Here is a 21,549-nt window from a genome sequence, read left to right on the forward strand (position 1 = left end):
GTGTGGACTGACCATGATTGCTGCGTATTTAATTCTCGAGGTCAACCACGTATGCGGCTTCGGTGTTGGCCTCGATATCGGCTAGCGTCACTCCAGGTGCCAGCCTGCGTAGCACCAGGTGATCATCAGCGACATCGAAGCTTCCCAGGTTGCTAATAATCCTTTTCACTACTTTTGCACCTGTGAGGGGCAGTTCGCAGGCTTTTACCAATTTTGGTTTGCCATCTTTGGAAACGTGATCGGTCAAAACCACCACTCGAGGGGTACCAGCGACTAAGTCCATCGCGCCGCCCATGCCCTTTACCATCTTTCCCGGAATCATCCAGTTGGCCAGGTCACCGCACTGGCTAACCTCCATTGCGCCCAACACGGCCATTTTCACAGCACCGCCGCGAATCATGCCGAAGCTGGTGGCGGAGTCGAAGATTGCCGCGCCCGGCACCAATGTCACGGTCTGCTTACCCGCATTGATAAGGTCGGCGTCCTCTTCACCTTCATATGGGAAGGCGCCCATTCCCAAAATTCCGTTTTCACTCTGCAGCAGAACACGCACACCTTCGGGAATATGGTTTGCCACCAGTGTCGGAATGCCGATACCCAGATTCACATAGTCGCCATCGCGCAGCTCTTCGGCGGCCTGCTGTGCCATCTCGTCACGGCTCCAGCCCTTGTCCATAATTGTCTTCGCAGGTGCCATTTAAATCTCCTCCCCTGCTGCCGCGTCACCGGCATCGTGGCTGGAATCGGTATTGCGTTGCCGAGTTGTGCGCTTTTCAATGAGCTTCTCGCGGCCGTCACCGCGGACGATGTGCTGGATATGCACACCCGGAGTCATCACCAGATCCGGGTCGATCTCACCGCGGCCAAGCAAGTGCTCCACCTCCGCAACGGTCACCCTGCCGGATGCTGCACACAGTGGGTTGAAGTTCTGCGCGGTCCGGCGATAGACAAGGTTGCCGTCGATATCGCCGTGGTAGGCGTGCACCAGGCCAATGTCGGCAACGATGCCACGCTCCTGCACGTAGGTCTGCCCGTCGAAGTCGGCGTGGGGCTTGCCCTCTGCAACGAGCGTGCCGACGCCGGTTGCGGTGTAGAACGCCGGAATACCTGCGCCCCCTGCGCGAAGCCGCTCAGCCAGAGTTCCCTGAGGGGTGAACTCCACCTCGATTTCTCCTTCGAGGTACTGGCGGGCAAACTCCTTGTTCTCGCCGACGTAGGAGGCCACTACCTTTGCCACCTGTTTGTTCTCCAACAGAATGCCGAGCCCAGTACCGTCAATGCCCATGTTGTTGGACACGATGGTGAGGTCTTTTGCCCCGGAGTCGCGCACGCCTTCGATGAGGGTATATGGCACACCACACAGGCCAAAGCCGCCAACTGCCAGGGTCATTCCATCAGTGACAAGGCCTGCGACAAGCTCACGGCCGGTCTGATCAGTTGTTTTTGACATTCTTCTACACCCAGCCCAGGATTCGCGGAGCCATCTCACGCATCTCGACCTTGCGGACCTTGCCCGACGCGGTCATCGGGAACTCCTCGACGACGTGGACGTAGCGCGGAATCTTGTGACGCGACAGCTTGCCGTGGGCAAAGGCCGCCACATCGTCAGCGGTGAAGTCTTCCACATCGTCGTGCAGAATTACCCATGCCATAATCTCTTCGCCGTACTTGTCATCCGGCACACCGATGACCTGCGCATCGACGACAGCCGGGTGGGTGAACAGGAACTCTTCAATTTCGCGCGGGTAGATGTTCTCACCGCCACGGATGAGCATGTCCTTAATACGTCCGGTGATGGACAGGTAGCCCTCGTCGTCAAGCACACCCAAGTCGCCGGTGTGCATCCAACCGTCGGCGTCGATGGCCTCGGCGGTCTTTTCCGGGTGCTCCCAGTACTCCTTCATAACGGAGTAACCGCGAACGACAACCTCGCCCTGTTCGCCTCGCGGCAGCGTCTCACCCGTTTCTTCACAAATGATGCGGGCTTCCAAGTGCGGCATAATCTGGCCGACGGTGTTGACGCGCTTTTCCAGAGGAGAATCTGCGCGGGTCTGGAAGGACACCGGCGAGGTCTCCGTCATGCCGTAACAGATGGCAATCTCGCGCATATTGAGTTTATCCATCACATCACGCATGGTCTTCGACGGGCACGAGGTACCTGCCATCACTCCTGTGCGCAGGAGCGACAGGTCGTAGGGGGATCCGTATTCCTCCTGATCATGAGCTTCTTCAAGCTCATTGATGAACATCGTCGGCACGCCGTAGAGGCTGGTGGCCTTGGCCGAGTGCACAGCCTTGAGTGTTTCACGCGCCTTAAACGACGGGGCCGGGATGACAATAGCGGCACCGTGGGTGAAGGCGGCGAAGGTGCCAATCACCATGCCGAAGGTGTGGAAGAACGGCACCGGCACACAGATGCGGTCGGTCTCGGTGTAGCCCAACAGCTCACCGATGAAGTATCCATTGTTCAGCAGGTTGCGGTGCGTTAGCGTAGCGCCCTTGGGAAAGCCTGTCGTGCCCGAGGTGAACTGGATGTTGATTGGATCATCCGGCTTCAGCTGGGAGGTGTACTCGCTCAGGTCGTCGATTTCGCTGTGCATGTGCTCGTACCATTCGGACGAACCGAAGTAAATGACCTTGTCCAAGCGCACACCGCGCTGCTTGGAGGCCTCAATCAGCATGGTTCGGTAATCGGAGTCCTTGTAGCGGCGAGCGGCAAACACCATACGCACACCTGCCTTTTCCAGCACGTAGTTCAGTTCGTGCTGGCGGTAAGCCGGGTTGATGTTGACCAGCACCAGGCCGATGTGGTGGCAGGCGTACTGCACCACGGTCCACTCCCAGCGGTTGGTGGACCAAATGCCGATGCGGTCTCCTGGACGGTAGCCCTCCCGGATGAAAGCGCTGGCCAGGCGCAGAACCCGGTTATAGAAACGCTCAAAGGTAAAGGAGACATCCGCGTAGACGTCAACGACGGCGTCGCGGGAAGGAAATTTCTCCACAATCGCACGCAGGTTCTCACCGAGGGTCTCATCGCGAAGTGGAGCGGCGCCTTGCTCGACACCGGCGCCGAACACGTGGCTCATCTTGTTGCCATCGGCATCGACAACATCCTTGCCGTATGGTGCCGGCACAGTGGTGAAGCCCTCCGGCAGCTTCGAAGGATCAGCAGTGCGCTGTTCTGCGTGGTTCTTCAATGTCGCGGTCATGGGGAGATCTCCTTGGTTTAAGTGACTCCGCAGAGTGCGGAGTGTGTGAGAGGAAAATGTGTTCTTTAGGGGGATAAATCAGTGGTCGTTACCGGCCGTGGGACTAACCGGTTACAGCAGCTCGCCGAGCAATGGCTTCTGCTTGACGGAAGAGCGGCGCATCCACCATCTGGCCGTCAAAGCTGAAGGCACCGGTGTTCTTTTCCGCTTCCGCCAAGAGCCGACGCGCCCAATCAATCTCCTCGTCGCTGGGGCGGTAAGCCTTGCGGATTGTCGGGACCTGACCGGGGTGGATACAGACGGTGGCGGCAAATCCCAACGCAGCGGCATCTGCGGCCTCCGCAGCTAGCCCATTTGCGTCGGAGATATTGACGTAGATGGAATCCAGACTGGCCTTACCGTGCGCCGCTGCAGCCAGGTGAACGTGGCTGCGGGTATGTACCGCCACACTGCGGTAGCTACCCGCATGGATACGGCCCGGCGCGAGTGCAGCCTCTGCTTCGCTAAAGCGTGATGACGTTCCCGCCAATCCCGCCACCAGGTCCTCTGCGCCCCAGAACAGTGCAACGACACCATCGGCCTGCGCCAGCTCTTCGGCGCGCATGACCCCAAGCGGAGTTTCAATAAGGGCAATGACCTGGGTCTTCTCCCCCAGTGCCGCTACCAACTCATCCACTTGCTGAGCCGAGGAAGCCTTGGGCAGCATCACCTGGCGGAAAGCGGTGCCACGCAGCATGTCAATATCCGCTGCGTAGTCCTCAACCTCCGGTGGATTGACACGCACAATCGTGCGGGCCGGGTCGAGGTCACAGGAGGCGATATCCTCGCGGGCAGCCTCACGGTTTTCTGCGCGACAGCCGTCCTCCAGGTCCAGAATCACCATGTCGGCACGGTCAGCAGCTTTAGCGAATCGTTCCGGCCTGTCTGCCGGCGCAAACAGAATTGCAGGGCCCAGCGGCTGCCAGGATTTATGCGTAGACATGAGCCACTCACTTCCCCGCTGAAGCTGCGTTCTCGGAGCCGTCGTCAAGCGAAGTCGGTGCGCATTGGACGAGCGTGGACCGGACGGCGCGGCAGACGATCGTGCCGTCCTGATTGCGACCGATGTGCTCGAGCTCGACAATGCCCTGGTTGGGGCGAGACTTGGACCGACGCTTGTTACGGCAGACGGTCTCTGCATACAGGGTGTCGCCGTGGAACATCGGTGCGGGAAACGCCACTTCGGTGAAGCCGAGGTTGGCGACGATGGTGCCGAGCGTCAGCTGCCCGACGGACAGCCCGACAACCGTCGACAGCGTCCACATGGAGTTGACCAGACGCTCGCCGCCGAATCCCGGCTGCTGGCTCGACCAGTGCGCATCCAGATGCAGTGGCTGGGTGTTCATGGTCAGCGTCGTGAAGAGGACGTCATCGGTTTCAGTGACGGTTCGCCCCGGACGGTGCAGGTAGCGCGCGCCGACCTCGTACTCTTCGAACCACAGTCCGCGCTGGACGACGTCGTGGGTGACTTCGGTTGCGTTGTTGTCAGCCATTTTTACAGCCCCAATCCGCGCGCGATCAGCATGAGCTGCACTTCTGTGGTGCCCTCGCCGATCTCCAGGATCTTGGAGTCGCGGTAGTGGCGTGCCACGCGGTACTCGTTCATGAACCCGTAGCCGCCGAAAATCTGCGTCGCGTCGCGCGCGTTGTCCATCGCAGCCTCCGAGGCAATCATCTTGGCGATGTACGCTTCACGACGGAACTCTGCGCCCGCGGCCATCTTTGCGGCTGCGTCGTACCACGCCATACGTGCGGCATGCGCACGCGCTTCCATTCGTGCGATCTTGAAGGAAACGGCCTGGTACTCACCAATCGCACGGCCCATGGAGTGGCGCTCCTTGGCGTGGCGGACCGACTCATCAACACAACCCTGCGCAGCACCGGTGGCAAGCGCTGCGATTGCGACACGCCCCTCGGCCAAGATGGACAGGAAGTTAGCGAAGCCGCGACCACGGGTGCCCAGCAGGTTCTCCTGCGGGACGCGAACATCGGTGAAGGTCAGTGGGTGGGTGTCGGAGGCATTCCAACCGACCTTGTCGTAAGCCGGTTCCGCGACAAAGCCCTCCGTGCCACTCGGCACGATGATGGTAGAAATCTCCTTCTTGCCATCTTCCTTCTGGCCGGTGACTGCGGTGACAGTAACCAGCGAAGTAATATCCGTGCCGGAGTTGGTGATGAACTGCTTGGCGCCGTTGATGACGAAATCATCGCCGTCTTCACGGGCTGTGGTGCGGGTGGCGCCGGCGTCGGAGCCTGCATCCGGCTCGGTGAGACCAAAGCCAGCGAGCTTCTTACCAGCAGTCAGCTCGGGCAGGTAGGTCTCCTTCTGCTTGTCATTGCCGAAATGGAAGATTGGCATGGCTCCCAAACCAACGCCAGCTTCCAGGGTGATAGCGACCGACTGATCGACTTTAGCTAGCTCCTCCAGGGCGATACCGAAGGACAGGTAGTCACCGCCCATGCCACCGACTTCCTCAGGGAATGGCAGACCGAACAGGCCCATTTCTCCCATCTGCGAGACAATCTCGTACGGGAAGGTGTGGTTGCGGTCATGCTCGGCGGAAACCGGATCGACAACTTCGTTGGCAAATTCGCGAACTACTTTCTGCAGTTCCACGTATTCGTCGTCGAGGATGGCGGTTGCAATCTTGGTGCTTTCGGACATGATGAGTGCTCCTTAAAGATTTTGTAAGTGTGGGACCTGATTGGTGTGGGACCTGATTGGTGCGTTTTGTGTGGGTTTTTATTCCTCGGCTTCGGCCACGGTGATGACGGCCAGCTGCTGGTCACCGGCGACCTGATCGCCCGGCGCGACGGTGAAGCTAACCTCACCTGCAATTTCGGCAGTGAGAGTGTGCTCCATCTTCATGGCCTCCATGACCAACAGAGCCTCACCAGCTTCCACGCGGGCTCCCTCCTCCACCGCCAGCGCGATAATCGCGCCGGGCATCGGAGCTTGGATAACCCCTGAACCACCGGCATCGGCTTCGGCGCCGGTGGTGACTACCTCGGTGCGGGGCAATACCCAGGTGCCGTGGGCACCGGCGACGACGTACTCTTCGTGGTTCGCCGACCCCGCATTGTCGATGGTCTCGACCAGGAAGTGCTGTGCGACTCCGTCGCGGACGATGCGCAGATGTTCCCCGTCGCGAAAGACCGAAACTTTGTAATTTCGCGGTTCTGGAACGTCGATATCTTCGTTCTCCGCTTCGGCCGACAGACCTGCGACTACGTCACCGACAACGACGTCAGCACTCGCCGGGGTGCCCACAATCGAGATCAGACGCGAGTCCTCCCCTGCCCCAAAGCGAATGCGCTGCGCGGCAGGCGCACTGGCACGCCAGCCATCCGGGGTCAGCCACGGTGAGTCGGTGGCTTGTTCAAAGCGGGAAGTCAGCCAGTCCATCGCAGCGGCGAGGTAGACATCGTCCGGTGTTTCGGAGGTGGCGAAGCCTTCCGCCACGCGGTCGAGCAGACCGGTATCAAGATCGCCGGCGCGAACCTCGGGGACGTTCAGCAGGTAGCGACAAAAGTCGATATTGACTCCGACACCTGCGACAACGGTGTCTCCGAGCGCTCGGTCCAACCGCTCGAGCGCCTGCTCACGGTTTTCCCCATGGGAGATGATCTTCATCAACATCGGGTCATAGAGAGATGAGACCTCGGAACCGTCGACAATGCCGGAATCCACCCGGATTCCCGCCCCGCTCGGCTCGACGACACGTGTGACCGTGCCACCGGTGGGCAGGAATCCCGCCGCCGGGTCTTCGGCATACACGCGAGCTTCAATCGAGTGACCGGTGAGAGTTACATCTTCCTGAGCAACCGGCAGTGGGCGTCCCGAGGCAATGTCAACCTGCAGCGCCACCAGATCCAGGCCGGTGACCTGCTCAGTCACGGGGTGCTCAACCTGCAGGCGCGTATTCATCTCCATGAAGAAGAACGACGACGGGTCCTTCGCCGGCACAATGAACTCCACCGTGCCCGCGCCGACGTAGCCGACCGAGCGGGCCGCGTCACAGGCCGCTTCACCAATTGCGCTGCGCGTTTCCTCATCCAGCAGAGGGCTCGGTGCTTCCTCGATGACCTTCTGATGGCGTCGCTGCAGCGAGCACTCACGCTCGCCCAAGTGGATTACATTGCCGTGTTTATCTGCGAGAATCTGCACCTCGATATGCCGCGGGGTGTCGACGAAGTGCTCGATGAACAGGGAGTCATCGCCGAAGGCACCCGCCGCTTCACGACGGGCCGTCGCGAGCGCAGCCGGCAGGTCAGCAGCGTTTTCCACGCGGTGCATCCCCTTGCCGCCACCGCCTGCCGACGGCTTAATCAGTACCGGAAAGCCAATCGATGGGGCTGCCTCAATGAGGTCCTCGTCGCTAAGCCCGGGGCGAGACAGACCCGGCACGGTGGGAACATCGCGGGCTTCGACGGCAGCGCGGGCGGAGATTTTGTCACCCATGGTGTTGATGGCACTGGCCGGTGGGCCAATGAATTCAATACCTGCTTCCTCACAGGCGGTCGCGAAGTCTGCGTTTTCAGACAGAAAGCCGTAACCGGGGTGGATTCCGTCTGCGTCGCAGCGGCGAGCGGCATCGATAATCTTGTCGATAACCAGGTAGGACTCACGTGCCGGAGATGGGCCAATGTGGATGGCCATATCCGCCATGCGGACGTGAGGGGCGTCGGCATCGGCATCCGAGTAGACCGCGACGGAGCGAATTCCGTTGTCACGAAGGGTTCGAATAATGCGGCAGGCAATCTCCCCGCGGTTTGCGACCAATACGGTACTCAGGCTGCCGCCAGCTGCGTGGGGCTGCGTGTTGTGCGCTGTCATGTGCCCTGTGTTTCCTTTCCAGAAAATGCGGTGTCGAGAGTTTTTAGCTGGTTACTACATGCGGAAGACGCCGAAGCCCTGTTCATCCAGGGGCGCGCCACTTGCCACATCGAGGGCCATGCCAAGAATTCGGCGGGTATCTGCGGGATCGATGACACCGTCATCCCACAGGCGAGCCGATGAGTAATAGCAGTGCGACTGGCGCTCAAACTGCTCGCGGATCGGAGCTTCAAACTCCTCCTGCTCTTCCTGCGACCAGCTCTCACCTGAGCGTTCAATCTGGTTGCGACGAACCGTCGACAGCGTCATCGCCGCCTGTGGACCGCCCATGACGGAAATGCGAGCATTCGGCCACATCCAGAGGAAGCGCGGCGAATATGCGCGACCGCACATGGAGTAGTTGCCGGCGCCGAAGGCACCACCGATGACTACGGTGAACTTGGGCACGCGGGTGGTAGCCACGGCGTTGACCATCTTGGCGCCGTGCTTTGCGATACCGCCGGCCTCGTATTCGCGACCAACCATGAAGCCCGTGGTGTTCTGCAGGAATACCAGTGGGATGCCGCGCTGATCACACAGCTCGATGAAGTGCGCGCCCTTCTGCGCAGATTCCGCGAAGAGAATGCCGTTGTTGGCGATAATGCCGACGCGGTGGCCGTGGATGCGGGCGAAAGCAGTGACCAGGGTCGTACCAAATTCGGCCTTAAACTCCTGGTATTGACCTCCATCCACAATAATTTCAATAACCTCGTGAACGTCGTAAGGCACTTTGGCATCGACGGGGACGACATCGTAAAGATCGGTCTGGTTGCGAGTCGGCGAGACGGTGGATTCTGTGTCCCACGGAACTTCCGGGTCCTTGGGGAGCGTTGCGACGATATCGCGGACACGACGCAGTGCGTCGGCATCGTTAACCGCGAGGTGGTCAGTAACGCCGGAGGTCTTGGAGTGCAGTTCGCCGCCACCGAGTTCCTCTGGTGTGACATCTTCACCAGTTGCAGCCTTAACCAGTGGCGGGCCTGCCAGGAAGATGGTGCCCTGGTTTTTCACAATGACCGCTTCATCGCTCATCGCCGGCACATAGGCGCCACCGGCGGTACAGGATCCCATCACGGCGGCAATCTGCGGAATCCCGCGAGCGGAAAGGTTGGCCTGGTTGTAGAAAATGCGACCGAAATGATCGCGATCAGGGAAAACTTCATCCTGGTTGAGAAGCATGGCCCCGCCGGAGTCGACCAGGTAAATGCACGGCAAGTGGTTAAGGCTGGCAATCTCCTGTGCGCGCAGGTGCTTCTTGACAGTCAACGGGTAGTACGTTCCGCCGGAAACGGTTGCGTCATTGGCTACAACCAGGCAGCGACGACCTTCGATGATGCCAATGCCGGCGATGACGCCAGCAGCCGGAACCTTGCCGCCATACATTTCGTGGGCCGCTAGCGGTGCGACCTCAAGGAAAGGGCTGCCGGGGTCAAGCAGTTGGTTGATGCGCTGACGTGGCAGCAGCTTACCGCGGGAAATATGGCGAGCACGGGCACGTTCGGAACCACCGCGTGCTGTTGTGCTAAGCAGCTCTTTGAGCTCTGCGACGAGCTCTTCGTGGCGCTGTCGGTTGGTCAATGCTGGAGCGTGAGTCATGGGCGAAATACTTTCCGTTAATGACTATTAACTTTCTTGACAAAAAGATTAATGTGACCCCAGTCACCTCACAACAAATTTTGTTTCTTAGACCACACTTTCACCCCCGGAAGTCTTTTATGCAGCTTGAAATACACACCTCTCCCCGAGGTCACAACATGTTTCCAATAGAGATTTATGCTTCCCCTAGAAATCTGTTTCGGGGGTGAATTCAACTGAATGTGAGCGCCCTGCACCGCACAACAAAGCCGCCTGACCTCACACTGCTGAGCACAGTGAGGCCAGACGGCAGAAGAATGAATACGGATTATTGGTTGTTAATGCCCAGCGCAGCGAGGGCCATCTCAAAGGCATTTTCCCTTGTCGCCTCGGGGCCCGCCCATTTGAGCACATGCCTGGAAGAGTTAATCAACCCAGCGGTGAGCTGGACTTTAAGCTGCGCCTCGTCGGAGGTGAGTTCGGGCTGTAGTTCACGCAGAGCGTCCACCCATAAGACCATGTAAAGACGCTGCAAGGAACGCACTTTTGCGCTCTGCTCTGGCGCCAGATTTCCCCCTTCGCGCTCTTGGACACGAATGCGATCGGGCTCCGTGACTGCAAAATGCACGTGATGCGCAAGGAGGCCCCGAAGAGTCTCCTCTGGCTCCCAATCATTGCTCTTTGCTCGATCGAGAACTGCTCGCGCACCATCGACAAGTCGGATAGAAATATCGATGAGGATCTGCGCCAACAGCTCTTCCTTGCCGCTGAAGTAACGGTAAAGAGCTGGGCCAGAAATGCCGACAGCGGAGCCAACATCCTCCAACCGAGTCTGATGAAACCCTCGGTCGGCCAGGATCGCAGCAGCAGCGGAGAGAATCTCTGCTTCTCGACGCCGTCGCGCTTCGGTTCTACGTGACATAAGCCCTTATGTTAAACGCATTGGAGCCATTTCGTCTGCATAATTATCACCAGCGCCTGCCCTCAGCGTGTGTTCACATAGACCACGGCTCGACAACAGACACACATCCTCGCCCACAGGTCCCCACACGTCCGGGTAGAGAAAAACCGCCGAGGTGACAGTTAGCACCGCGGCGGTTAGCCCCTAATCCAGTAAGGAATTAGTGGAAGAAGTGACGAGTACCTGTCATGTACATGGTGACGCCAGCTTCCTTGGCAGCAGCTATGACCTCTTCGTCACGGATGGAACCACCTGGCTGGACAACTGCCTTCACACCGGCATCAATCAGGACCTGCAGACCGTCAGCGAACGGGAAGAAGGCATCGGACGCAGCGTAGGCCCCCTGAGTACGGTTTTCTCCGTCGGCAAGCGTATTTGCGCGCTCAACGGCGAGCTTTGCGGAGTCCACGCGGTTGACCTGGCCCATGCCGACGCCGACGGTGGCGTTGTTCTTGGACAGCAGGATGGCGTTGGACTTCACAGCGCGGACGGAGCGCCATGCAAACTCGAGCTCAGCCAGCTCTTCAGCATTCAATGCCTCGCCGGTGGCCAGCTCCCAGTTCTCCGGCTTATCACCCTCTGCCTGGTAAGTATCCGGATCCTGGGTGAGCAGACCACCCGAGATAAACTTGTTCTCGGTGGTCGGTGCTTCGTACTCGGCGACGAGAATACGCAGATTCTTCTTGGCCTTCAGCACCTCAACGGCACCGTCTTCGTAGGACGGAGCGACGATGACCTCGGTGAAGATGTCCTTGACCTGTTCGGCCATCTCAACGGAGACCTCGCGGTTGACGGCAATGACACCGCCGAATGCGGACATCGGGTCACATGCGTGAGCTGCGCGGTGAGCTGCGGCGATGGACTCATCCGAGACTGCGATGCCGCACGGGTTAGCGTGCTTGATGATTGCCACACACGGGCGCTCGTGATCCCAGGCGGCACGCCATGCGGCGTCGGCATCCTGGTAGTTGTTGTACGACATCTCCTTGCCGTTCAGCTGCTTGGCGTTTGCCAGCCCCTTGGTACCAATGCGGGTCAGAGTTGCCGACTGGTGAGAGTTCTCGCCGTAGCGCAGCGGAGTCGGAGTGGATCCCTCAGCGCCACCGAGCTGCTCAACAAACCAGTTGGACACAGCTGCGTCGTAATCAGCGGTGTGCAGGAATGCGTCGCGAGCGAACTCACGGCGCTGCTCGAGGGTGAAGCCGCCTTCCTTCACGGCGGTAGCGACATCGCCGTAACGAGCCGGGTCGACGACGATGGCAACCGACGGGTGGTTCTTCGCCGCAGCGCGAACCATCGACGGGCCTCCAATGTCGATCTGCTCCACGCATTCGTCGTAGGAAGCGCCCGAGGCAACGGTCTCCCGGAACGGGTACAGGTTAACGACAACGAGCTGGAAAGCCTCCACACCGAGCTCCTTCAGCTGAGCCAGGTGGTCTTCCTTGCGGGTATCAGCCAGAATGCCGGCGTGAACACGCGGGTGCAGCGTCTTCACGCGGCCCTCGAGGCACTCCGGGAAACCAGTGAGATCCTCAACCGGGGTCACAGGCACGCCAGCTGCAGCAATCTTGCCAGCCGTGGAACCGGTGGAAACGATTTCCACGCCAGCCTCGTGCAGGTCGCGAGCCAGCTCCTCGAGCCCAGTCTTGTCGTAGACGCTAATCAGAGCGCGCTTGATCGGTTTACGCTGCGTGTTGTCGTTGGTCATTTCAGATAAGCCTTTCGTCCGTCACGCTCAATTCCGTGATCGGCAATCGAGTGCAATACATCAACCAGGAGTCGGCGTTCGACAACCTTGATTCGTTCGTGCAGGGTCTCCACCGTGTCGTCGTCCTCGACGGCCACTGGCTGTTGCGCCAGAATCGGCCCGGTGTCCACTCCATTATCAACGATATGCACGGTCGTGCCGGTGACCTTCACCCCGTAGTCAAGTGCATCCGGTACCGCACGCGCCCCTGGGAAGGACGGCAGCAGCGCTGGGTGCGTATTAATGATGCGATTGCTGTAGGCCTCCACAAATGATGGCCCCAGAATGCGCATGAAACCCGCCGAGACAACGATATCCGGCGAAAAACTGTTCACGGCCTCTAAAACACGAATATCCCAACCTTCTCGGTCCTTCTTTGCCTCAGCATCGAAAGGCACCCGAAAAGTTGGGATATTGAGGTTTTGAGCCCTCTCCAGCGCCGGACAATCCTTGTCCGAACCAACCGCGACAATCTGAACCTTTTCAGCGTCCAGCAGTTCCAGCATCGACTGCAAAAGGGAGCCCAGGCCAGAGGCCAGGACTACGATGCGGAGCTGCTTGCTGGAGGAATTATTGTGCGAAATTTCTGCGACGGGCTGTGCTTCAGTCACGGCGTTTAGCTTACCCAGCCCGGCAGAGACCCCAAATTCCGCTCCCCCTAAGTTGGCTTAGCTCTTTTGGCTTGACGACGGTTCCCCGTCGCCGCCTTCCTCCGAGTCTTCGGTGTCCTCATCGGATTCGTCCTCGTCGGTCGCATCTACTTCGCCCGATGCTTCTCCGCCTGCGGCGCTTTCTGAATCCTCTTCAGAGTCGTCCGATTCCTCAGCGTCTTCTGAAGTGTCTTCAGACTCAGCACCGGACTCTGATTCCTCCTCTGTGTCGGACTCGGCTTCGTCTTCGGAGGTCGCTACGACTTCCCCGTCGACAATCTCCTCCGACTCCTCCGAACCGCTCCCGTCATTGTCGGACTTATCGGCGTCGCCGGCATCCTCAGCCTCAGCATGACCGTTTCCATCTCCCGCAGGCTTCGGCGGGAACTTCTCGGCGGCCACTTCCGAGACTCCCTTGTCCCTACCAAGTGACGGCACACCGGTCATCGCAACAACCACGATGGCCCCCGGAACAACCAGCCACATCGAGCCGAGCAGTCCAGTCAGCCACCAGGAGGCACCGGCCCACCCAAAGATGCCAACCTCACCGCCGAGCAGCCAAGCCAGCCCCATGAGGAAGATGATCGACCACACGGCAGCGAGAACGACGACCAGGTAGGGCTGCTTCGGTGCAGATTTCTTCAGGAATGCCACGACGCGCCAAGCCGCAACGGCTGGCGGTAGCACAATCAGCACTCCGAAAGCCCAGTGCACCAGCGACTGAGGCATGGCAGCCAAAATCGGCAGCGGTGGCAGCTGAGCCGGGTGCACTGCGAACAGCCCAGCCTCCGCTGGCCCAAACGTCGATTTTCCGCCCACCAGCACACCGACAGCACCGAAGGCCACATTTGGCAGGTACAGCAGCGAGAGGCCGCTGACCGCAACACTTTCACCGACGGTATCCGTGATTGCAAATGTCTCTGCCAGCAACTCTCGATGCCAAATCAGCGAAACGAGTGTCACCACAACACCGGCCAGCCACAGCCATGCCACGTAGCTGCCCGCCAGACGGGCCGACCCGAGCAACCACTCCGGCAGCTTCCGGCGCAGCAGTAGTGCACGCAGCAACCGCTGCCCCATTCCCAGCACCAAGGCCACGAGATTTACAAGCAGCGCGGCTGCAATCGCAAGGCCGAAACTAGGGGTCTGAACGCGGGGAAACACCTTCGACGCGTCGTAAAGCATGAGCCACGCGATGATGGTGAGAACAATGGGCGTGCCCAGATACGCGCCGACCAACGCGCGGACATCCTTGATGCTGATGCGGTCAGCGACTTCGCGGCGTACACGCCAGGCGATGAACAACACCATCAGCACCGCGGGCAGTGCTGGTGTGAGCCCCAGCGTCGTGCCGTTAAAACGGAACGGCGCGAGGTTAAAGATCATCCACATCGACGCGATACTCGCTGGAAGCGGAGACATTCCAGCGCCACTGACGATGACGCCAATCAGAGCTACCGAGATGATGAACAGCAATACGACGCCGTAAGAACCGGCAACAGACAGCCCAAACCGGCGTGTACGAGGCGAGTTAATGAAACGACGGAACCCCGAGGGACGCCCCTTGCGTGACGACGTTCCGGAGCCCCCCGCTTTCATCTTCGTCGTGGCGGCTCGATTGCTGTCGGCACCGACGCTGCGCGCACCGCCAGTCTGACCGGCCTGCGTATTCTGCCATGCGCGGGCAGTGCGCTCGCTGCGGACGCTACGGGAACCCCCGCCGCTGCCACCGGCACCGGTGCGGCTTCGCCGATTTCGATCGCTACCGGAGGAACCTCTCCGCGAATCCGCGCCTTTCACAGTGACATCGTCCTTCCCGCGTCTAATCATTGACAGCTGATTGCCCACCTATATAGATAGGGTGCCACGCAAGGGTGCGTCACAGCCATGGCCATATAGTGCCATACATACAACGCCTCTTTGTTTAGGCATTGCAGAGTCTAATTTGAAGGTACGGATCCCAGGACGGACGGTATCCGTTGAGTCCGATCTCCTTTTGCCCCCTCCCCCCCCAAAGTGGCTTCACCTTTGGTTTCCATTTGTCAACGCCGATGGGTTACTTTTTGCCACCCCCGCGACCACACCCTTAGTTCACCCGGAAACTACTTGCCGATCCCCCTACCCAGCCCCTCGATTAAGGGGCATCCGCCATAAATCCCCTGGCAACACACCGGTTGCGCTTCACCGGATCCGTGATACAAGACAACAGCCCCACGGCCACAGCACGGCCCTATTGAACTGAAACTGACGAATCAGCGAACAAGTTCTCTAAAAACAAGTTGCTTGCCCTATATCGAACCGTTATTATCGCAGAAGTTAGATAACAGTTGGGTTACAAAGAGTTTCGTTGGCAGGGAGATTGAAGTGACGTTTTTCAATGCTCGTCGCGGAGGCGGAAAGCACCGCAAGGTAGAGGTTTCCGCAACTTCTCGCGCAGCACTGGTCGCACTGTCCGCATCGACGATCGCTTCCTCCAACGCGGTCGCCCACGCAGCTGAGACCGAGAATAAGGCTCCGGAGAACTCAGCTTCGACTCAGACCCGCGCTGCTCAGCCGAAGAACAACGCTCCGATGGTGCTGGCCTCCAGCTCCTTCAATCCGAGCACTAACCTCAGCGACCACCTCGCTACGGCGTTGCAGTACAACCAGGAGCGCGTTGCTCGCGACCAGGCTGCCCGCGCTCCGAAACTCTCCATCCCGACCGTGGGGCTGCTGACCTCACCGTTCGGCTCACGCTGGGGAACCTTCCACTACGGTGTCGACCTGGCTAACGTCACCAACACCCCAATCATGTCCGTCATGGACGGCACTGTTATCGATGCAGGCCCGGCTCAGGGCTACGGCCAGTGGATTCGCGTTCGCCATGACGACGGCTCTGTTTCCGTCTACGGCCACATCGAGTCCATCTACGTTGCTGTCGGAGAAGCTGTCCGAGCTGGTCAGGTCATCGCCGGTATGGGCAACCGCGGCTTCTCCACCGGTACGCACCTCCACTTCGAGATCCACCCGGATGGCACCACTCCGGTCGACCCGGTGACCTGGTTCATCCAGCGTGGTCTGAACCTGAACTAATCAGGTATCGGCACAGGTACGAGCAAGCCTGGCCGCTCTGCGAAGGCCCTACCTGTGCACCGGCCCCTGTTTGACCGCGGCTGCAAGCCTCCCCTGATTAAATTTTTCAGAAACCGGCATCGCCGCCGGTACTGGGGCTTTACTCTTGGCACATGGCAGAGACTCAAACATTCCGCATGTGGAAGAAGTTGGCTGCGACTCCAGTCGTCGGCAAGCGTCTATTTTCCTTAACCGCCGCATTGACGGCGCCATATTTCCGCACAATCTGTCCCAAGCTAGAGACGATGCAGCCTGGACTGGCGGTAGCGCGCATGCCCGCTTGGTGGGGCGTGCGTAATCACATTAAGTCCGTGCATGCGATTGCTGCGTGTAACCTCGCTGAATTCGCGATGGGCATGCTCTGTGAGGCCAGCGTACCGACAACGCATCGCTGGGTTCCAAAGGGCATGACGACGAACTACAAGCGCATCTCCGTTGGTGGCCTGACGGCTGTGGCCAAGGCTGAGTTGCCGGACTTCTCCACCATCACACCGGAGACTGGTGGGGTAGATTTTCCCGTCCACATCGTGCTGACCGATGCCAACGGCACCGAAGTACAAGATGCCACCATCAACTGCTGGGTGACAGCGAAGAAGCCTAAGTAGCCTCCACGCGATAGTGGCACGTGCACGGCCGCGGGTAGGGACGGCCAGTCGGGCGGTGGTTGTTCTTTTACAACTTCTCCATGGGCACGCCGCCGATAAGCATCATGCGGACCTTACCTGCGGATCCAAAGTCAATCATCGCAGTTGCCCGGGGCGCGGCCCCTTGGACCTCAAGCACAGTGCCTAAGCCGTACTTGTCGTGAACAACCTTGTCACCGGGCTCTAGGTGCAAGACCTGATTCTTCTTTCGGGATGACGCACCAGAGTTAGAGGATCCACCAGAGCCGAAGCCCGAGCTGGAACCGAAGCCCGACGAGGCACCATGGCCACGACCAAACGCGCTGCCCGCGCCGTAGCCACCAGAACCAAAACCACCAGAACCGGCGCCCCAGCTGCGAGCCGGAGCCTCGCGCAGCCAATCGATCAGGTCGCTTGGGACTTCCCCCAGGAAACGTGAAGGCGGATTATTCTGCGGCGAACCCCACGAGGACCGAGTCACAGCGCGCGTGAGATACAGCTGCTTGCGAGCTCGGGTAATACCCACATAGGCCAGACGTCGCTCTTCAGCCAGCTCCTTCGGATCGCCCAGGGCGCGCAGGTGCGGGAACAGTCCGTCTTCCCAGCCAATGAGAAATACCACCGGAAACTCCAGGCCCTTAGCCGTATGTAGCGTCATCAACGTCACTACACCGGTGTCATCATCCGGAATCTGATCCGCATCGGCCACCAGAGAAACTCGCTCGAGGAATGCCTGCAGACTTCCCGGTTCCGCTTCCCCATCGTTGTCGAAGTCGGCCGCGAAATCACGCGCGAGGTCATTCGCGATTCCAGATTCCACCTCGGACTCGCCACTAGTATCAGCACCGCTTTCAGCATCAGCTGCAGCGCCAGAGCCTTCATTTACATCAGCGCTAATATCCACCGACGACATCATCCGCGCCTCTGCAGAGAACTCCCGCGCAACGCTGACGAGCTCATTGAGGTTGTCCAGGCGCGTGGCATCTTGCGGATCATTGGAGCGCTCGAGCTCCGACTTGTACCCACTGCGATCAATAATCGCGTTGACCAAATCACCGATATCGGCCAGTTCACCGGATGCCATATCCGCCGCCAAGCCATCAATCATCTCGACGAACGCCGCCATCGCGTTTCGACTCCGCGCCGCCACCGCCGGAACCTTACCCTCCGCTACGGCACGTAGCGCCGTGCCGAACGAGCACCTCTCGTCCTCGGCATAGAGCGACACATGAGCCACCGCACGGTCACCGATTCCGCGGCGCGGCGTATTGATAATGCGACGCAGCGAAACATCATCGTCGAAGTTCTCAATAACGCGCAGGTAGGCGACAATATCGCGTACTTCCTTACGCTCATAGAACCTGGTGCCACCAACCACCGTGTACGGAACGCCCATACGAATGAAGACATCCTCTAGCGCACGGGAGGAATTATTGGTGCGGTAGAAAATCGCCACATCTGAATACGAGTACGGCCCGTAGTCGACCAATTGCTCAATCTCGTTAGCGATAAACCGAGCCTCATCGTGCTCATTGTCCGCCACGTAGCCCTTGATCTTGCCGCCCTCACCGAGATCGGTCCACAGCTTCTTCTCCCGGCGGTTCTCATTGCGCGCAATCAACGCATTGGCCGCCGACAGAATCGTCTGCGTCGAGCGATAGTTTTGCTCCAGCAGAATCGACGTGGCCTCCGGATAGTCCTTCTCAAACTCCTCAATATTGCGAATAGTCGCACCACGGAAGGCATAAATGGACTGGTCCGAATCGCCCACCACACACAGCTCACTCGGAGGCACATCTCCACCGGGCTTGCCGACGAGCGTCGAGACCAAAACATACTGCGCATGGTTGGTGTCCTGGTATTCGTCCACCAACACATGCCGGAAACGGCGACGGTAATACTCTGCAACCTGCGGGTGATTGGTGAAAATCCGAACGACCTCACCGATTAGATCGTCAAAGTCCACGGCATTAGCCGCCCGTAGCCTGGTCTGGTACTCCAGGTAAACCCGTGCAACGACGTCATCAAAAGGATTGCGCGTCGTCGACGCGTCCGCGAGGGCCTTCTCCGGGTCAATCAACTCATTCTTGAGATTGGAGATACGCGACGAGAGCACGCGGCCGGTGAACTTCTTGGCATCCAGGTCCATGTCCTTAGCGATAATGGACAGCAAACGCCGGGAGTCGTCCGAATCATAAATAGAGAAATTGGAATTAAGCCCCGGTACTAGCGCATGCTGCATGCGCAGTATGCGCACACACATGGAGTGGAACGTGGACACCCACATACGCCGCGCCTGGTCACCGACCAGTCCCGCCACACGCTCGCGCATCTCGGCTGCGGCCTTATTGGTAAAGGTAATAGCCAAAATTTGGCTTGGCAGGACCCCACGCGCACCGATCAGGTATGCAATCCTGCGCGTCAGCACAGATGTCTTTCCTGAACCCGCTCCAGCCACAATCAACAGTGGTGAACCAATGTGCTCCACTGCTTGGCGCTGCTGCGGATTAAGCCCCTCTAGCAGCGACTCTGAATCAAAACTGGGCTCGAAGCCACCGCCAAAACCGCCGCCAAAGCTGGCAGCGTCACTCGGTGCGCTATTGCTACCAGCGCTGGCGAAGTGGCCGAACCCACCACGGCCAGGCGTAGCACCGCCCGCCTCACCGTGGTTCGAACCAGCATGGCTATCGCCACTACGTCCATCGTCAGCATTGAAGGACCCGAACAGCATTCCAGTTTCATTTCCCATGATGGCTACTACAGTAGCCGAGCCCCCGGATTGGACTGTTCGAATCCTTTGGCACAATAAGAACTATGAGCGAAAACCCTGCGGACACTCGCGCCGCACACACCGACAACACCGACGGCGCCGAGCACAGCCAGCAGGCGGCGGCAGTATCCCCTTTTGAAGTCCGCACCCCCACCGGTACCGATGACCCGTTGAGCTCCGCGGAGATCGAACAGTACCGCAAGGAAATCAACCGCCTTGACGGGCTGATTATCGATGCCATTCAACGCCGCACCGCAATCAGTAAGGCCGTCGGCAAAACCCGCCTGGGATCTGGCGGCACGCGTCTCGTGCACGGCCGAGAGGTGCAGATCATCAACGAGTTCCGCGACGCACTTGGCCCAGAGGGCCCGGCAATCGCGTCGGCGCTGCTGCGCATGGGACGCGGTCGCCTGGGCTAACCCTCGCCAGCTACCTGTCCTGCTAGCCTTCCAGGGAAATCAGCTTTTCCTCTAGGAACTCATTGATACCGGTGAAGCCGCCCTCACGGCCAAGACCGGACTGCTTGACACCACCGAACGGCGCCGACGGGTCCGACAGCGAGCCCTTATTGACCGCAACCATGCCGGACTCCAATGCCTCTGCCGCACCAAGTGCCTTGGTCAGGTTCTCACTGAACACATACGCCGCCAGACCAAAGATCGTGTCATTTGCCTGCTCAATCGCGTGCTCATCGTCCGTGAAGGTTGTCACTGCAACCACCGGACCGAAAATCTCTTCGCGGACAATATCCGCATCCTCGGGCACATCGGTCAGAACTGTGGGCTCGAAGAAGTAGCCGTCGGAAAGCGCGCCGCCGAGATCTGGGATCTTGCCGCCGCACTCTACTTTCGCACCGCGCTTGACCGCATCGTCAACCAGATCACGAACCTTTTCCTGTTGATCACGCAGCGCGAGTGGCCCAAGGTCCGTCGCCGGATCGGTACCCTCGCCCAACTTCAGCTCCGCAAAACGCTTGACGACGCCTTCGACGAACGCATCCTTCTTGGATTCATGAACAATAAAGCGATTCGGGGCGATACACACCTGGCCGCCATTGCGGAGCTTGGCGTCACTGACTGCCTGCACAGCCTTATCAACATCACCATCAGAGAGAATGACAAACGGAGCATTCCCGCCGAGCTCAAGGGAAACTTTCATCGAAGTTTCCGCGGCCTTCGCAGCGAGCATCTGGCCAACTTCGGTGGAACCGGTGAAGGTGAACTTGCGCAGGCGGTCATCGGAAAGCAGGGCCGAAACGTTGGCTGAGTGTCCTGTTGGCAGCACGGAGATTACGCCTGCGGGGACACCGGCTTCGATAAGCAGTTTGCCCAGGTAGAGCATGGTCAGCGGAGTTTTGGACGCCGGCTTAATAATGACCGGGCAGCCGGCGGCGAGTGCCGGGGCGATCTTGCGGGTACCCATAGCCAGCGGGAAATTCCACGGCGTAATAGCCAAAGCCGGGCCGACCGGCTGCTTAATCACCGCGACGCGCGAGGTTCCGCTCGGAGAAATTCGGTAATCGCCGGAGATACGCACGGCCTCCTCAGCGAACCAACGAAAAAACTCGCCACCGTAGCCGACCTCAGCCTTGGAATCCGGCAACGCACGGCCCATCTCCAGGGACTGCAGCTGGGCCAACTTGTCTGCATCCCGACGGATGAGTTCAAAAGCGCGGTAAAGAATCTCGCTGCGCTTGCGGGGCGGGGTTACCTTCCACTCCTTCTGGGCTGCGACGGCGTCGTCAAGCGCCTGCCTGGCGTCCTCCTCTGTGGCGGAGGCGACCTGGACCAGCGGCTTATCTGTCGCGGGGTTAACGACATCGAAGGTCTCACCATTCGACGCGGGACGGAACTCGCCGCCGAGGAGAAGGCCTGTGGGGACATCTTTGAGGATGTTGTCGTAATCAGGGGTGAAATCAGTCATATTTTCCAGGGTAGGTGCCTTTGCTGAAGCGGGCTAGGGACTCGTAGGTGGCGGATAGTCGACGG

Annotated in this window: 17 protein-coding genes; 3 read left to right on the plus strand and 14 right to left on the minus strand. The window is 59.4% G+C overall.

What is annotated here, in order from left to right; translation table 11 throughout:
* Positions 1-28 precede the first annotated feature (28 nt).
* From QP977_RS05445 to QP977_RS05500, 12 genes are all read right to left on the minus strand, one after another.
* Positions 29-697 carry a CoA transferase subunit B gene (locus QP977_RS05445; RefSeq protein WP_005509864.1) on the minus strand — a complete coding sequence of 223 codons (669 nt, stop codon included), beginning with the start codon at positions 695-697 and terminating at the stop codon, positions 29-31.
* The gene (locus tag QP977_RS05450; RefSeq protein ID WP_049172764.1) at positions 698-1,450 is read right to left on the minus strand and encodes a CoA transferase subunit A; all 753 of its coding nucleotides are present in this window, start codon (positions 1,448-1,450) and stop codon (positions 698-700) included.
* 4 nt (positions 1,451-1,454) lie between these two features.
* On the minus strand, positions 1,455-3,209 hold the full coding sequence (locus QP977_RS05455) for an AMP-binding protein (protein WP_048731620.1): 1,755 nt from the start codon (positions 3,207-3,209) through the stop codon (positions 1,455-1,457).
* A 103-nt stretch (positions 3,210-3,312) separates the two neighbouring features.
* On the minus strand, positions 3,313-4,191 hold the full coding sequence (locus QP977_RS05460; protein ID WP_049172762.1) for an HpcH/HpaI aldolase/citrate lyase family protein: 879 nt from the start codon (positions 4,189-4,191) through the stop codon (positions 3,313-3,315).
* Between the two features lie 7 nt (positions 4,192-4,198).
* Positions 4,199-4,741, minus strand: a complete 543-nt coding sequence (locus QP977_RS05465) for a MaoC family dehydratase (protein WP_049172760.1) — start codon at positions 4,739-4,741, stop codon at positions 4,199-4,201.
* 2 nt (positions 4,742-4,743) lie between these two features.
* Complete coding sequence (locus QP977_RS05470; protein WP_048731615.1) at positions 4,744-5,913, minus strand: acyl-CoA dehydrogenase family protein; 1,170 nt, start codon at positions 5,911-5,913, stop codon at positions 4,744-4,746.
* A gap of 78 nt (positions 5,914-5,991) precedes the next feature.
* Positions 5,992-8,085 carry an acetyl-CoA carboxylase biotin carboxylase subunit gene (locus QP977_RS05475; RefSeq protein ID WP_049172756.1) on the minus strand — a complete coding sequence of 698 codons (2,094 nt, stop codon included), beginning with the start codon at positions 8,083-8,085 and terminating at the stop codon, positions 5,992-5,994.
* Between the two features lie 54 nt (positions 8,086-8,139).
* Positions 8,140-9,720, minus strand: coding sequence for a carboxyl transferase domain-containing protein (locus tag QP977_RS05480; RefSeq protein WP_049172754.1), 1,581 nt, complete (start codon positions 9,718-9,720; stop codon positions 8,140-8,142).
* Between the two features lie 307 nt (positions 9,721-10,027).
* Positions 10,028-10,621, minus strand: coding sequence for a TetR/AcrR family transcriptional regulator (locus tag QP977_RS05485; protein WP_016422168.1), 594 nt, complete (start codon positions 10,619-10,621; stop codon positions 10,028-10,030).
* Between the two features lie 199 nt (positions 10,622-10,820).
* The gene (gene purH, locus QP977_RS05490; RefSeq protein ID WP_016422167.1) at positions 10,821-12,368 is read right to left on the minus strand and encodes a bifunctional phosphoribosylaminoimidazolecarboxamide formyltransferase/IMP cyclohydrolase; all 1,548 of its coding nucleotides are present in this window, start codon (positions 12,366-12,368) and stop codon (positions 10,821-10,823) included.
* The gene (purN, locus tag QP977_RS05495; RefSeq protein WP_016422166.1) at positions 12,365-13,018 is read right to left on the minus strand and encodes a phosphoribosylglycinamide formyltransferase; all 654 of its coding nucleotides are present in this window, start codon (positions 13,016-13,018) and stop codon (positions 12,365-12,367) included. Before purN ends, purH begins: the two co-directional genes overlap by 4 nt.
* Before the next feature lie 57 nt (positions 13,019-13,075).
* The gene (locus tag QP977_RS05500; protein ID WP_070652871.1) at positions 13,076-14,887 is read right to left on the minus strand and encodes a cell division protein PerM; all 1,812 of its coding nucleotides are present in this window, start codon (positions 14,885-14,887) and stop codon (positions 13,076-13,078) included.
* A gap of 534 nt (positions 14,888-15,421) precedes the next feature.
* Between QP977_RS05500 and QP977_RS05505 the strand changes: the two genes are divergently transcribed.
* Together QP977_RS05505 and QP977_RS05510 are read left to right on the plus strand one after the other, a co-directional pair.
* Entirely contained in the window at positions 15,422-16,129 is a 708-nt protein-coding gene (locus QP977_RS05505; protein WP_016422164.1) for a M23 family metallopeptidase, read from the plus strand.
* Positions 16,130-16,281: 152 nt separating this feature from the next.
* Positions 16,282-16,773 (plus strand): hotdog fold domain-containing protein, encoded by a 492-nt coding sequence (locus tag QP977_RS05510; RefSeq protein WP_038627827.1) that lies wholly within the window; start codon positions 16,282-16,284, stop codon positions 16,771-16,773.
* Positions 16,774-16,840: 67 nt separating this feature from the next.
* Here QP977_RS05510 and QP977_RS05515 read toward each other — a convergent pair whose 3' ends face one another.
* Positions 16,841-19,540 carry a UvrD-helicase domain-containing protein gene (locus QP977_RS05515; protein WP_016422162.1) on the minus strand — a complete coding sequence of 900 codons (2,700 nt, stop codon included), beginning with the start codon at positions 19,538-19,540 and terminating at the stop codon, positions 16,841-16,843.
* A gap of 65 nt (positions 19,541-19,605) precedes the next feature.
* On the opposite strand from QP977_RS05515, the gene QP977_RS05520 reads away from it, so the two are divergent.
* Positions 19,606-19,980 carry a chorismate mutase gene (locus QP977_RS05520; protein WP_049171980.1) on the plus strand — a complete coding sequence of 125 codons (375 nt, stop codon included), beginning with the start codon at positions 19,606-19,608 and terminating at the stop codon, positions 19,978-19,980.
* Positions 19,981-20,002: 22 nt separating this feature from the next.
* On the opposite strand, the gene QP977_RS05525 is transcribed toward QP977_RS05520, so the two are convergent.
* Positions 20,003-21,484 carry an NAD-dependent succinate-semialdehyde dehydrogenase gene (locus QP977_RS05525; protein ID WP_070429817.1) on the minus strand — a complete coding sequence of 494 codons (1,482 nt, stop codon included), beginning with the start codon at positions 21,482-21,484 and terminating at the stop codon, positions 20,003-20,005.
* Positions 21,485-21,549: the final 65 nt, after the last annotated feature.

Source organism: Corynebacterium sp. MSK012, from assembly GCF_030232435.1.
Lineage (GTDB): Bacteria > Actinomycetota > Actinomycetes > Mycobacteriales > Mycobacteriaceae > Corynebacterium > Corynebacterium jeikeium_D.